Genomic DNA, 12,646 nt, shown 5'->3' with positions numbered 1-12,646 from the left:
TGCCCAGTGTGCCCGCTCGAGCAGTCCGGCCGGTTTCATTTCCCGCTCGCAGGCCCGTCATAAGAAACCCCCAGGTACGATCGCCAAGCTATCCCCGCTTGGAAGGAGCAGCACCCATGACCGAGAGTCACGAGGGTCCTCGTCAGCCGGAGGAACCCACCACGCCGACGGAGTCCGGCGCCCGAGAGGCGACCGAGCGCACCCCCGGCGAGAGCTCCGGAGCGTCGTCCTCGACCACCGGGCCCACCGAGCCGATCCACCGGGGCGGAGCGCACCGCGAGAGCGAGAACCCGACCGTCCCCTACCCCTCCTCCTCGGCCCCCCAGCCGCCGTACACGCCGAACGCGACGGCCGGCAACGAGGCGCAGCCCGTCTCCCAGCCCGCCCGCTACGGGCAGTACGCGCCGCCCGCCGCGAACACCCTGCACGGCTCCGAGGAGCCGCCCTCCTCGAGCCCCTTCGGCCCGGGCGCCGAGTACACCCCCGCCCCCACCGCCACGAAGCGCCGAGCCGGAGTGGGCGTCGTCGCGGCGCTCGCCATCGGCGCGGTCGTGGGCGGAGTCGCGGGAGCCGGCGTGTTCGGCCTCTGGTCCGCCTCCAACGGCGGCGGGACCCGCGTGGTCTCCGCCGGCGGCTCGCAGACGATCACGGTCAACAACGCCGAGGACGCGACGACCGCCACCGCGGTCGCCGCCAAGGCCACTCCGAGCGTCGTCACCATCGCGGTGAGCGGCAGCTCGTCCGCCGGCACCGGCTCCGGCATCGTGCTCTCGAAGGACGGCTACGTCCTGACCAACACCCACGTGGTCACCCTCGACGGCGAGATCGCGAACGGCACCGTCTCGGTCACGACCAGCGACGGCCGGATCTTCGACGCGACCGTCGTCGGCACCGACCCGACCCTCGACCTCGCCGTCATCAAGCTGACCGGCGCGACCGACCTCAGCCCGATGACGTTCGCGGACTCCACCAAGATCAACGTCGGCGACACGGCGGTCGCCATCGGCGCCCCGCTCGGCCTCTCCGGCACCGTGACCGACGGCATCGTCAGCGCGCTCAACCGCAGCATCCAGGTCGCCTCCTCGGCGGCTCCGGACGACTCGGGCGACAGCTCGAGCGGCGGCACCGAGAGCCCGTTCAACTTCGACATCCCGGGCCAGCAGGCGCCGACCCAGGCGAAGAGCACCATCTCGCTGCCCGTCATCCAGACCGACGCGGCGATCAACCCGGGCAACTCCGGCGGCGCGCTGCTCGACAGCGACGGCGAGCTGATCGGCGTGAACGTCGCGATCGCGAGCGCCGGCCAGTCCTCCTCGAGCGGCCAGTCCGGCAACATCGGAGTCGGATTCGCGATCCCCAGCGCGATCGCCGAGCGCATCGCGAAGGAGATCATCGCGAACGGCTCCGCCTCGCACGGCCTGCTCGGCGCGAGCGTCTCCGACTCGACCGCGGACGTCCTCGGCGCCCGCATCGAGGAGGTCTCCGGAGGCGGTGCCGCGCAGGCGGCCGGTCTCGCCAAGGGCGACATCATCACCGCGATCGACAGCACTCCGATCACGAGCGCGTCCGACCTCACCGCGCAGGTCCGCGCGCAGGCCGCGAACGCCGCGGTCGAGCTGACCTACGTCCGCAACGGCCAGAGCTACCAGGCGAAGGCGACGCTCGGCCAGATGGCCGCCGGCTGACCCTCCGCCGCCGCGCACAGCCCCTCGAGGATCCGTCCCCGGGGGGCTGTGCTCCGCCGCCGCGCACAGCCCCTCGAGGATCCGTCCCCGGGGGGCTGTGCTCCGCCGCCGCGCACAGCCCCTCGAGGATCCGTCCCCGGGGGGCTTTTCCGCGTCCGGGCCCGGCCCGGGGCGCGGCGCTCCCCGCTGGTAGGGTGGTGGATCCCTGCGCCCGCGCTCCTCCCGCACGAACTGGACCCATGCAGCACGAGATCCCGGAAGACGACCTCTCCGACCTGCCCGGCGTCTCCTACGTCATGCCCGTCCTCAACGAGGTCGCCCACGTGCGCGCCGCGGTCGACTCGCTGCTGCACCAGGACTACACCGGCCCCTTCGACGTCGTCCTCGCCGTCGCCCCGAGCATCGACGGCACGGAGGAGCTCGTCGCCGAGCTGAGCGCGGCCGATCCGCGGATCCGGGTCGTGCCGAACGAGGTCGGCTCCACTCCTGCGGGCCTCAACGCCGCGATCCGCGCCTCGCGCCACCCGGTCGTCGTCCGGGTCGACGCGCACTCCGTCCTGCCGCCCGAGTACGCGCGCACGGCGGTCGAGGCGCTGCAGCGCTCCGGAGCGGCGAACGTCGGCGGAGTGATGGCGGCGGAGGGCCTCACCCCGTTCCAGCGCGCGGTCGCCCGGGCGTACGGCTCCCGCATCGGCCTGGGCGGCACGCCCCACCACGTGGGAGGCGAGGAGGGCCCGGCCGACACGGTGTACCTCGGCGTCTTCCGCCGCTCCGCCCTCGAGCGCGCCGGCCTGTTCGACGAGCGCTTCAAGCGCGGGCAGGACTGGGAGCTGAACCGGCGGCTGCGCGAGCGCGGCGAGGTCGTCTGGTTCACTCCGCGCCTCACCGTCACCTACCGGCCGCGGCCCTCGATGCGCGCGCTGCTCCGGCAGTTCCTCTCGACCGGGATGTGGCGCGGCGAGCTCACCCGGATGTTCCCGGCCTCGCGGTCGCTGCGCTACTTCGCTCCGCCCGTGCTCGTCGCCATGCTCGCCATCGGGCTGCTCGTCGGGCTGGCGGGAGTCGTCCAGGCGCTCGCCGGAGCCGCGCCCTGGCTCCTGCTCGGGTTCGCGGTGCCCGCCGCCTACCTCCTCCTGGTGGCGGCGGCCACTCTCGTGGTCGCGCGGCCGGACGGCGCGCGTGCGATGCTGTGGTTCGCCGTGGTCATCCCGGCGGTCCACGTGGCCTGGGGGACCGGCTTCGTGCTCGGCTTCGCCGGGCTGACCAGCAACATCTCCGCCCACCGCCACCAGCCGCGGTCCGACTCGCCGAGGGGCGCATGACCACGACGACGAGACCCCGCTCCATCGCCGAGCTGCGCGCCGTCGCGCAGCCCCCGGAGGTGCGCGGGCGCCGCAACGCCGAGCACTGGACGGCGTCGCTCTACCTGCGCCGCTTCTCGCCCTACCTGACCTGGCTGCTGCTGAAGACCTCGATCTCGGCGAACGGCGTCACCGGGCTGATGATCCTGGTCGGCTGGAGCGCGGCGGCAGCCCTCCTGATCCCGGGGATCGCCGGAGCGGCGCTGGCGCTGCTCCTCGGCCAGCTGCAGATGCTGGTGGACTGCTGCGACGGCGAGGTCGCGCGCTGGCGCCGCACGTCCTCGCCGGCGGGCGTGTTCCTCGACAAGGTCGGGCACTACACGACCGAGGCGCTGATCCCGATCGCGCTCGGGCTGCGGGCGGCGGGCGTCCCGTTCGAGGCGCCGGCGGACTTCCTCTGGACCACGATCGGCTTCGCCCTGGCCCTGGTGATCGTCCTCAACAAGGCGCTCAACGACATGGTGCACGTGGCGCGTGCGAACGCCGGTCTCACGAAGCTGGCGGACACGAAGGGTGAGGCTGCGCCGTCCTCGTCCGGGCTGGCGAGGCTTCGCCGCGCGGCCCGCTTCCTGCCCTTCCACCGCCTCTACCACTCCGTCGAGCTGACGATGCTGGCCTTCGCGACCGCCCTCGTGGGCCTCGTCGTCGGAGCGGGCACGGCCGACCGGGTCCTCGTCGGGGCGCTGCTGCCGCTCGCCCTCCTCGCCCTGGTCGGCCACTTCGTCGCGATCATGGCGTCCAAGCGTGTCCGCTCCTGAGCCGCGGGTCGGCGTCGTCGTCCTGACGCAGGGGACCCGGCCCGACGACCTCGCCGCGGGGCTGGCCGGCGTCCTCGCGCAGGAGGGCGTCGAGCTGGACGTCGTCTGCGTCGGCAACGGCTGGGAGCCCGACGGCCTGCCCGAGGGAGTGCGCGCCCTGGCGCTGCCCGAGAACCTCGGCATCCCCGCGGGCCGGAACGCCGGAGTCGACGCCGTCGCGGGGGAGTACCTCTTCTTCCTCGACGACGACGCCCGGATCCCGTCTCCCCGCTTCCTCGTCGACGCGATCGCGCTGCTCGCCTCGAACCGCCGCATCGGCCTGGTGCAGCCCCGCGTCGACAGCACGGACGGCACGCCGAGCCCAAGGCGCTGGATCCCGCGGATCCTCAAGGGCGACCCCCGCCGCTCCGGCCCCGTCTTCTCGGTCTGGGAGGGAGCGGTCGTGCTGCGGAGCGACGTGTTCGCCCGGACGGGCGGCTGGGCGGCTCCGTTCTTCTACGCCCACGAGGGCATCGAGCTGGCCTGGCGGGTCTGGGACACGGGCCGCACCGCCTGGTACGCGGGAGAGCTCGTCGCCCAGCACCCGGTCATCCAGCCGACCCGTCACGCCGACTACTACCGGCTGAACGCGCGCAACCGCGTCTGGCTCGCCCGCCGCAACCTCGCCGCACCTCTGGCGCTCGTCTACGTGGGGTCCTGGACCGCGATCCAGTGCCTCCGCTGGCGGCGCGACCCGGCCGCCCTGCGCGCCTGGTTCGCCGGCTGGCGGGAGGGATGGCGCTCGGATCCGGGCGGCCGGCGCGCCCTCTCGGCCCGCACGGTGCTCCGGATGGCGTTCGCCGGGCGTCCGCCGATCGTCTAGCATCGGGGAATCCGCCCCCGCCGGGGCCCCCGAAAGGACGACGGTGTTCGATTCGACCCAGCTCTCCCCGCCCGAGCGCGCCGAGGCGGAGGCGACCCCTGCCGGACCGGACCTCCTGACGGCGGTCCGCGAGCGCCTCGGCGCCGTCGACGACGAGTTCTCCGGCCGCCTCGACGAGCACCTCCCGCGCCTGGTCGATCTGCTCGCCACGGTGTACGCCGGCCGCGACGACCTCGAGGACCAGCTGGTCGCGATCGTCGAGCTCGCCGCCGCCTCCTGGGAGGAGCGGCCCGAGGAGCTCCGCGCGCTCGACCGCGCCCGCGAGCAGCACCCGACCTGGTTCCTCTCGAACAAGGCTCTGGGCGGGGTCTGCTACGTCGACCGCTACGCGGGCGACCTCGAGGGGCTGCGCGCCGAGATCCCGTACCTCCGCGAGATCGGCCTGAACTACCTGCACCTGATGCCGCTCTTCGATGCGCCCGAGGGCGAGTCGGACGGGGGCTACGCGGTCTCGAGCTACCGGCGCGTGCGACCGGACCTCGGCGACATGGAGCAGCTCCGCGGGCTGGCCTCCGAGCTGCGCGAGCAGGGCATCGCACTCGTGGTCGACTTCGTCTTCAACCACACCTCGAACGAGCACGAGTGGGCGCAGCGCGCGCTCGCCGGCGAGCAGCGCTTCGAGGACTACTACTGGATCTACCCGGTCCGGGAGCAGCCCGACGCCTTCGAGCGCACGACCCGCGAGATCTTCCCGGACGACCATCCCGGCTCCTTCGTTCAGCTGGAGGACGGGCGCTGGGTCTGGGCCACGTTCCACCGCTACCAGTGGGACCTCAACTACTCCAACCCCGAGGTGTTCCGGGCGATGGCGGGAGAGATGCTCTTCCTCGCCAACCAGGGGATCGACGCCCTGAGGATGGACGCGGTCGCGTTCATCTGGAAGGAGCTCGGCACCACCTGCGAGTCGCAGCCGCAGGCGCACCTGCTGCTGCGCGCGTTCAACGAGGTCTGCCGCCTGGCCGCTCCGGCGCTGCTGTTCAAGTCCGAGGCGATCGTGCACCCCGACGAGGTGATCGAGTACATCGACGTCGAGGAGTGCCAGCTCTCGTACAACCCGCTGCAGATGGCGCTCACCTGGGAGGCGCTCGCCACCCGCGACGTCCGTCTCCTCTCGCAGGCCCTCGAGCGCCGGCACGCCCTCCCCGAGGGCACGGCCTGGGTCAACTACGTGCGCGGGCACGACGACATCGGCTGGACCTTCGCCGACGAGGACGCCGCCGAGCTCGGGATCGACGCGGCCGGCCACCGCCGGTTCCTCAACGACTTCTACACGGACCGGTTCGACGGCACGTTCGCCCGCGGAGTGCCGTTCCAGGAGAATCCGCGCACCGGCGACCGCCGCGTCTCGGGCACCACCGCGTCCCTCGCCGGAGTGGAGGCGGGCGACGCCTACGGGATCGACCGCGTGCTGCTCGCGCACTCGATCGCCCTGAGCACCGGCGGGCTGCCGCTGCTCTACCTCGGCGACGAGGTCGGCCAGCTCAACGACCACGGCTACCTCGACGACCCGACGACGGCCGGCGACTCGCGCTGGGTGAACCGTCCCCGCCGCCCCGCGGAGCGCTACGACGAGCGCGAGGTCCCGGGGACGGCCGCGAGCGAGGTCTTCGGCGGGCTGCTGCACCTCATCGCCGTGCGCAAGGCCGTTCCGATGTTCGCGGGCACCGAGCTGAGCGTCTTCGACCCGGTCAACGACCACGTGCTCGGCTACCAGCGCCCCGGCGACGGGGAGTCGGTGCTCGTGCTCGCGAACGTGTCGGACGAGGTCCAGGAGGTCGCGGCCGAGCGGTTCGTCGGGTTCGCCGCGGAGGCGGTCGACCTGGTCACCGAGATCGCGGTCGACCTGCGCGAGGGCTTCCGTCTCGCTCCGCTGCAGTTCGTCTGGCTGAGGGTGACCCTGGCCTGATCGGACCGTGCGAGGCCCCCGGCGTGGGGGCCGTCGCCGGTACCCTGGGGCGGATGACTCCCGCTCCCCGTGCCCTGATCGCCCGCCTCCGCACCGACGCGCGACTCGCGCGCAAGGTGGGCGGCGAGCTGCTCGCGGCTCGCCGGGCCCGCCACGCGGTGACCCGGCTGCTCGCGGAGCGCGGGCCGCTGCCCGAGGGCCGGTTCGAGATCGGCGTCTACTTCGCCGACGGCGACATCAACCTGTACCAGCTGCGGCAGTGGTACCGGCCGCTGGCCGAGCTGGCGGAGACGCACCCGGTCGTGCTGCTCAGCCGCAACGCCGGCGCCGCGGAGGTGCTGCTGCGCGAGAGCCCGGTCCCGGTCGCCTACGTCCGCTCCGTCGCCGACCTCGAGAGCACCATCGCGAGCCAGCCGCTGCGGATCGTGCTCTACGTCAACCAGAACGCCCGCAACTTCCAGATGATGCGCTACGGGCGCCGCTGGCACGTCTTCGTCAACCACGGCGAGAGCGACAAGATGTACATGACGACGAACCAGTTCAAGGCGTACGACTACAGCATGATCGCCGGGGACGCCGCCCTCGCCCGGCTGCGCCGCGTGCTCTGGGACTACGACTTCGACAGGCGCGCCCTCGCCATCGGCCGTCCTCAGGCGGACCACTTCGCCGGCGCCGTGCCGTTCACGCCCGACGAGCGCCGCGTGGTGCTCTTCGCGCCGACCTGGGAGGGCGACCGCCCCGCCGCGGGCTACGGCTCGATCCGGAGCCACGGCACGGCCCTCGTGCGCGGGCTCCTGGCCGACCCGCGGTTCCGGCTCGTCTACCGCCCGCATCCCCGCAGCGGCGCGGTCGACTCCGACTACGCCGCGGCCGACCGGGCGATCGTCGCGATGATCGCCGCCGCCAACGCGGCCGATCCGCGCGCCGGTCACGTGCACGACACCGGTGCCGAGCTCGGCTGGCAGCTCGCCGCCGCCGACCTCGCGATCCTCGACGTGTCGGCGATGGTCTACGACCGGCTGGCCACGGGGCGCCCGCTGCTGGTCACCCGGCCCGTCAGCGCCGAGGCCGAGGTCGACGAGAGCGGCTACCTCGGCGACGCGGAGTGGCTGCACGCCGAGGACGCCTCCGCGATCATCGCGCGGATCGACAGCGCCGAGCACGATCCGGAGTCGGTCGAGCGGCTGGAGCGCTGGGTGCACCGCTACTTCGGCGACACGTCGCCCGGAGCGGCCACGCGGCGCTTCCACGAGGCGATCGAGCACCTGCTCACCGAGTGGGAGCGGCACGCCGCTCTGCACCGGGGCGACGGCGCGGTCGACGACCACGATCCGGAGGGCTGAGCGGGCGGGAGCACCGCTCGAACGGCCGCGTCAAGGGTGGGCCGGTCGCCGGGCGGCCTCCCGGCGCCCCGCTACGCTCGTCCCATGATGACCCCGCGCGCCTTCGCCCGCTCCCGCCGGCGCCGGTCGGCACCCGCCCAGCCCGCGGTCGAGCCGGACATCGTGGTCTCCGCCGACCCGGAGAAGCCGGTCTTCACGATCCGCTCCTTCCGCATCGGCCTGTTCGGCGCGCTCGGCGTGCTGGTGGCGCTCGTCCTGGGCGGCCTCGTCGTGCAGCTGGGCACGGTGCTGACCTACATCTTCGTGGCGCTGTTCTTCGCGCTCGGCCTCGATCCGCTGGTCTCCTGGCTCGAGAGCAAGCGCCTGCCGAGGCCGCTCGCGATCACGGCGGTCTTCGCCGCGGTGGTGCTGATCTTCGCCGGCCTGCTGGTCTACATCATCCCGATCCTGGTCGAGCAGCTGACGATGTTCGTCACGAGCGCCCCGCAGATCGTCACCGACATCGCCTCGCAGCAGTGGGTGCTCGACCTCGAGCAGCAGCTGCGCGGCGTGATCGACATCGACGAGCTGATCGAGAGCGTCCAGAGCTTCATCGGCAACCCCAACAACCTGCTCTCGCTCGGCGGCGGACTGATCGCGGTCGGGACCGGGATCGCCAGCGGCGTGACCGGCGCCGTCATCGTGCTGATCCTGACGCTGTACTTCCTCGCGTCGCTGCGCTCGATGAAGGCCGTCGCCTACCGCTTCGCCCCCGCCTCGCACCGCGCGAAGGCGCACGAGGTCGGCGACGAGATCACCGGCGCCGTGGGCCGCTACGTGGTCGGCCAGGTCTCGCTCGCCGGCGTGAACGGCGTGCTCACGTTCATCCTGCTGCTCTCGATCGGCGCCCCGGTGCCGGCGCTGCTGGCCTGCGTCGCGTTCCTCGGCTCCCTGATCCCGCTGGTCGGCACGCTCTCGGGCGCCGTGATCATCTCGCTCGCCTGCCTCCTGGCCTCGCCGCTGACCGCGCTGGTCGCTGCGATCTACTACCTCGTCTACATGCAGGTCGAGGCGTACCTCCTCAGCCCCCGCATCATGAACAAGGCCGTCTCGGTCCCCGGTGCGGTCGTCGTGATCGCGGCGGTGGCGGGCGGCACCATCGCGGGCGTGCTCGGCGCCCTGGTCGCGATCCCGGTCGCGGCCTCGGTGATCATCGTCGTGCAGAAGGTCGTCTTCCCCCGTCAGGACGCCAAGTAGCGGACCGCACCGCGACGGCCGGTCCGCTCATCGCCAGGGCGGCACCGCGCCGTCGACCGCAGCGCTGAAGCGGCGGACCGACTCCGGGACCGCGACGCCCTCCTCCGCCGGCACCGGCGCGAGCGTGCGGGTGACCAGCGGCACGACGCCCGCCCAGACCCCGGCCTCCGGCTCGTCGCCGGCTCCGTGCGCGCGCACCTTCAGGCTCGCCTCGGCCAGGGGGAGGCGCAGCACCAGCGTGGCCGCGATCTCGCGGGCGGAGCTCGCTCGCACCTCCTCGTCGCGCCCCGGGAGGAGACGTGCCACCAGCAGATCGAGGGCCCGCGCCTTCTCCTCGCCCTCCAGCGCCTCGGCCCGGCCGATCACCATCGCCGAGCGGTAGTTCATCGAGCTGTCGAAGGTGGAGCGGGCGACGACCAGTCCGTCGACCAGCGTGACCGAGGCGGTGAGGAGCGAGTGCCGCGCCGCCTCCCGCAGCAGTCCTCCGCCGCTCGACCCGTGCAGCAGGAGGGAGTCGCCGTCGCGGGCGAAGAGGATCGGCAGCACGATCGCGGCGCCGTCCCGCACGACGGCGACGTGGGCGACGAGCGCCTCGTCGAGCAGGGCGTGCAGCTCGGCGGGATCGGTGCGCTGGCGGTCGCGGAGACGGGAGACGCGGGTGCGGTCGGTGACGGGGAGGCTGTCCATGTCGGAATCGTCCCGCGCCGACTGGATCTGCCAGGATGCCACTGGGCCGCGATCGGAGTGGTCCAGAGCGGAGCGGTCGATGGCGTCGGGCGATCTGGAGATCCCGCTCCTCCTCGGGCCGTCGCCGCGCGGCTCGGTCCGCGCCGGGCTCGCCGAGGCGCTGCGCCAGGCGGTGCTGGACGGGCGCTACCGGGCGGGCGATCCGATCCCGTCGAGCCGCGTGCTCGCCGAGCGGCTCGGCGTCTCGCGGGGCTCCGTCGTCGCCGCGGTGGACCAGCTGGTGGGGGAGGGCTATCTCGTCGCCCACCCGCGCGCGGCGGTGACGGTCGCCTCCGACGGACTGCTGGCGCCGGCGCCGCAGGAGCCGCGGCCGGAGTCCGGGGAGACCGTCGTCCCGCCCGCCGCGGCGGACCTGCGGCCCGGCAGGCCGGACACCCGCGCCCTCGACACCCCGGAGTGGCGGGCCGCCTGGCGCCTGGCGCTCGTCTCGCCGCCCTCGGCGCCTCCTCGGGGTTCCGGGGACCCGGCCCTGCGGGAGCAGATCGCCGAGCAGCTGCGCCGGTCCCGCGGCGTCGACGTGCAGGCGTCGGACGTAGTGGTGACCGGCGGCACCGCGGGCGCCGTCGCGCTCCTGGCCCGCGCCGCCTCGGCCTCGCTCGGACGCGAGGTGCGCGTGGCCGTCGAGGACCCCGGCTACCCGGCCGTCCGGCGCCGCCTGCGCGCCGACGGGCACGAGGTCGTCGGCGTCCCTGTGTGCGGCGACGGCATCGACCTCGACGCTCTCGCGAGCTCCGGCGCGGACGTGGTCGTCGTCACTCCGTCGCACCAGTACCCGACCGGCGGCAGGCTCGCCCTCGCCGAGCGCCTGGAGCTGGTGCGCCGCGCGTCGGCCGGCCCCCTGCTCGTGGTGGAGGACGACTACGACAGCGAGTTCCGCTACGTCGGCGCCCCGCTGCCCGCGCTCGCCTCGCTCGACTCCGGCGGCGGAGTCGCCCATGTCGGGTCGTTCTCGAAGACCGTCTCGCCGTGGCTCCGCATCGCCTACCTGGCCGTTCCGCGGGCGTCCTGGCTCCGCGGGGCGCTGACCGGCCTCGACGACGAGAAGGACGCCTCCGCCTCGGGTCCGACGCAGGCGGCGCTCGCGCAGTTCATGGCGAGCGGGGCGTTCCGGAGGCATCTCACGCGCTCGAGACGGCGCTACGCCCACCGCCGCGAGCTGGTCCACGCATTCGGGGAGTCGGTACCGTGGGGGCGCGCGAGCGGACTCGACGGGGGTCTGCACGTCGTCCTCTCCCTGCCCGCGCCTCTGGACGCGCACGCCGTCGCGGCCGCGCTGCTCCGGGAGGGACTGCTCGTCGCCACTCTGCACGAGTACGCCCTGTCGGGACGGGCCGCGACCGAGGCGCTGGTCCTCGGCTACGGCCATGTCGGCGACCTCGAGCTCGCTGCGGCGCTGGACCTCGTCGACCGGACCGTCCGCGCGCTCGCCGCCGGGGCCGTCCGTGGTATCCCTGGAGGATGACCCGCGACTCCGCCCTGCACATCACCGACGATCCCGACGCCGACGCGCTGCTCAGCCGCGACCCGCTGGCGCTGCTGATCGGGATGCTCCTCGACCAGCAGGTCGCGATGGAGACGGCCTTCTCCGGGCCCCGCAAGATCGAGGAGCGCCTCGAGGCGGAGGGCGCCTCGTTCGACGCCGCGTCGATCGCGGGCTTCGACGAGGACGCGTTCTCGGAGCTCTGCCGGACTCCGCCCGCGATCCACCGCTACCCGGCGAGCATGGCGGGGCGCGTGCAGGTCCTCTGCCGCGCTCTGGTCGACGACTGGAACGGCGACGCCGCGGCCGTCTGGACGCGGGACGAGCCCGACGGCCGCACGGTCCTCGCGCGTCTGAAGGCGCTGCCCGGCTTCGGCGAGCAGAAGGCGCGGATCTACCTCGCCCTGCTCGGCAAGCAGCGCGGATTCTCGGGGGAGGGCTGGCGCGCGGCCGCGGGCGCCTACGGAGAGGAGGGCGCCTTCCGCTCGGTCGCCGACATCGTCTCGCCGGAGTCGCTGACGAAGGTCCGCGCCACCAAGCAGGCCGCGAAGGCCGCTGCCAAGGCGGAAAAGTAGGGCCGGGGGCGGCGGCCGGATGGATCGAGCGCTCGACGACGGTCCCGGTCGCCGTCTCCGCAGTCGCAGGCCGAGCAGCCCGACCCGATGATCCCCGCCGCCACCGCCCGGCTGCGCTTCCGCGAGATGACCGCCGAGGACCTTCCCGAGATGGCGGATCTTCTCGGCGACCCGGTCGTGATGCGGTACTACCCCGCGCCGAAGGACCGCGAGCAGGCGGCCGCCTGGATCGAGTGGAACCGGCGGAACTACCGCGAGCACGGCTTCGGTCTGTGGATCGTCGAGACCCTCGACGGCGAGTTCGTCGGCGACTGCGGGTTGACCTGGCAGCGCGTCGACGGCGGGATCGAGCTCGAGGTCGGCTACCACGTGCGGGCCGGGCTGCACGGCCGCGGCTACGCCACCGAGGCGGCTGCGGCCTGCCGCGACCTCGCGCTCGCCCACCGCCTCGCGGGACGACTCGTGGCGCTCGTGCACCCGGCCAACGCAGCCTCGAGGCGCGTCGCCGAGAGGACCGGCCTCCGTGTGATCGCCGAGGACCGCGACGGCGGCGGACTCCTCCGCACCGTGCTCGGGATGCCGCTCGTCGGGCCCGGGCGCCGGCCTCGGGAACGCTGACCGAACGCCTCCGAC

The 12,646-nt window shown here is 73.7% G+C and carries 11 protein-coding genes; 10 read left to right on the top strand and 1 reads right to left on the bottom strand.

Annotation, left to right across the window (positions count from 1 at the left end; all coding sequences use genetic code 11):
- Window positions 1–116 precede the first annotated feature (116 nt).
- The 7 genes from C5C37_RS00820 (at window position 117) to C5C37_RS00790 (ending at window position 9,211) form a co-directional block, all read left to right on the top strand.
- The gene (locus tag C5C37_RS00820; protein WP_104250126.1) at window positions 117–1,685 is read left to right on the top strand and encodes a S1C family serine protease; all 1,569 of its coding nucleotides are present in this window, start codon (window positions 117–119) and stop codon (window positions 1,683–1,685) included.
- Window positions 1,686–1,924: 239 nt separating this feature from the next.
- Window positions 1,925–3,007 (top strand): glycosyltransferase family 2 protein, encoded by a 1,083-nt coding sequence (locus C5C37_RS00815; RefSeq protein WP_181127337.1) that lies wholly within the window; start codon window positions 1,925–1,927, stop codon window positions 3,005–3,007.
- Window positions 3,004–3,804, top strand: coding sequence for a CDP-alcohol phosphatidyltransferase family protein (locus tag C5C37_RS00810; protein ID WP_104226956.1), 801 nt, complete (start codon window positions 3,004–3,006; stop codon window positions 3,802–3,804). Before C5C37_RS00815 ends, C5C37_RS00810 begins: the two co-directional genes overlap by 4 nt.
- Window positions 3,791–4,666, top strand: coding sequence for a glycosyltransferase family 2 protein (locus tag C5C37_RS00805; RefSeq protein WP_104338270.1), 876 nt, complete (start codon window positions 3,791–3,793; stop codon window positions 4,664–4,666). Before C5C37_RS00810 ends, C5C37_RS00805 begins: the two co-directional genes overlap by 14 nt.
- Window positions 4,667–4,781: 115 nt before the next feature.
- Window positions 4,782–6,632 (top strand): amylosucrase, encoded by a 1,851-nt coding sequence (locus C5C37_RS00800; RefSeq protein ID WP_104338313.1) that lies wholly within the window; start codon window positions 4,782–4,784, stop codon window positions 6,630–6,632.
- Between the two features lie 53 nt (window positions 6,633–6,685).
- Window positions 6,686–7,975: a hypothetical protein gene (locus C5C37_RS00795; RefSeq protein WP_258073989.1), complete on the top strand. Its 1,290-nt coding sequence runs from the start codon at window positions 6,686–6,688 to the stop codon at window positions 7,973–7,975.
- Window positions 7,976–8,059: 84 nt separating this feature from the next.
- Complete coding sequence (locus C5C37_RS00790; protein WP_244229611.1) at window positions 8,060–9,211, top strand: AI-2E family transporter; 1,152 nt, start codon at window positions 8,060–8,062, stop codon at window positions 9,209–9,211.
- 27 nt (window positions 9,212–9,238) lie between these two features.
- On the opposite strand, the gene C5C37_RS00785 is transcribed toward C5C37_RS00790, so the two are convergent.
- A complete protein-coding gene (locus tag C5C37_RS00785) occupies window positions 9,239–9,898 on the bottom strand; it encodes a pyridoxamine 5'-phosphate oxidase family protein (RefSeq protein WP_104338269.1) in 660 nt (219 codons plus the stop codon).
- A gap of 79 nt (window positions 9,899–9,977) precedes the next feature.
- On the opposite strand from C5C37_RS00785, the gene C5C37_RS00780 reads away from it, so the two are divergent.
- The 3 genes from C5C37_RS00780 (at window position 9,978) to C5C37_RS00770 (ending at window position 12,631) form a co-directional block, all read left to right on the top strand.
- Window positions 9,978–11,420 (top strand): PLP-dependent aminotransferase family protein, encoded by a 1,443-nt coding sequence (locus C5C37_RS00780; protein WP_181127336.1) that lies wholly within the window; start codon window positions 9,978–9,980, stop codon window positions 11,418–11,420.
- Window positions 11,417–12,013 carry an HhH-GPD-type base excision DNA repair protein gene (locus C5C37_RS00775; RefSeq protein WP_104338267.1) on the top strand — a complete coding sequence of 199 codons (597 nt, stop codon included), beginning with the start codon at window positions 11,417–11,419 and terminating at the stop codon, window positions 12,011–12,013. Before C5C37_RS00780 ends, C5C37_RS00775 begins: the two co-directional genes overlap by 4 nt.
- Before the next feature lie 87 nt (window positions 12,014–12,100).
- Window positions 12,101–12,631, top strand: coding sequence for a GNAT family N-acetyltransferase (locus tag C5C37_RS00770; protein ID WP_104338266.1), 531 nt, complete (start codon window positions 12,101–12,103; stop codon window positions 12,629–12,631).
- The last annotated feature ends 15 nt before the right edge of the window (window positions 12,632–12,646 follow it).

This window comes from Rathayibacter sp. AY1F9, from assembly GCF_002932155.1.
In the GTDB taxonomy this organism is placed as follows: Bacteria; Actinomycetota; Actinomycetes; order Actinomycetales; family Microbacteriaceae; genus Rathayibacter.
Note: the sequence above shows the minus strand (reverse complement) of the source record. Positions and strands in the feature narration are given on the sequence as shown.

Bases quoted from the DNA above. Each gene is read 5' to 3' on its own strand.
- C5C37_RS00775 (WP_104338267.1), top strand. From the start codon at position 11,417: ATGACCCGCGACTCCGCCCTGCACATCACCGACGATCCCGACGCCGAC.
- C5C37_RS00795 (WP_258073989.1), top strand. From the start codon at position 6,686: ATGACTCCCGCTCCCCGTGCCCTGATCGCCCGCCTCCGCACCGACGCG.
- C5C37_RS00790 (WP_244229611.1), top strand. From the start codon at position 8,060: ATGATGACCCCGCGCGCCTTCGCCCGCTCCCGCCGGCGCCGGTCGGCA.
- C5C37_RS00770 (WP_104338266.1), top strand. From the start codon at position 12,101: ATGATCCCCGCCGCCACCGCCCGGCTGCGCTTCCGCGAGATGACCGCC.
- C5C37_RS00815 (WP_181127337.1), top strand. From the start codon at position 1,925: ATGCAGCACGAGATCCCGGAAGACGACCTCTCCGACCTGCCCGGCGTC.
- C5C37_RS00780 (WP_181127336.1), top strand. From the start codon at position 9,978: ATGGCGTCGGGCGATCTGGAGATCCCGCTCCTCCTCGGGCCGTCGCCG.
- C5C37_RS00820 (WP_104250126.1), top strand. From the start codon at position 117: ATGACCGAGAGTCACGAGGGTCCTCGTCAGCCGGAGGAACCCACCACG.
- C5C37_RS00810 (WP_104226956.1), top strand. From the start codon at position 3,004: ATGACCACGACGACGAGACCCCGCTCCATCGCCGAGCTGCGCGCCGTC.
- C5C37_RS00785 (WP_104338269.1), bottom strand. From the start codon at position 9,898: ATGGACAGCCTCCCCGTCACCGACCGCACCCGCGTCTCCCGTCTCCGC.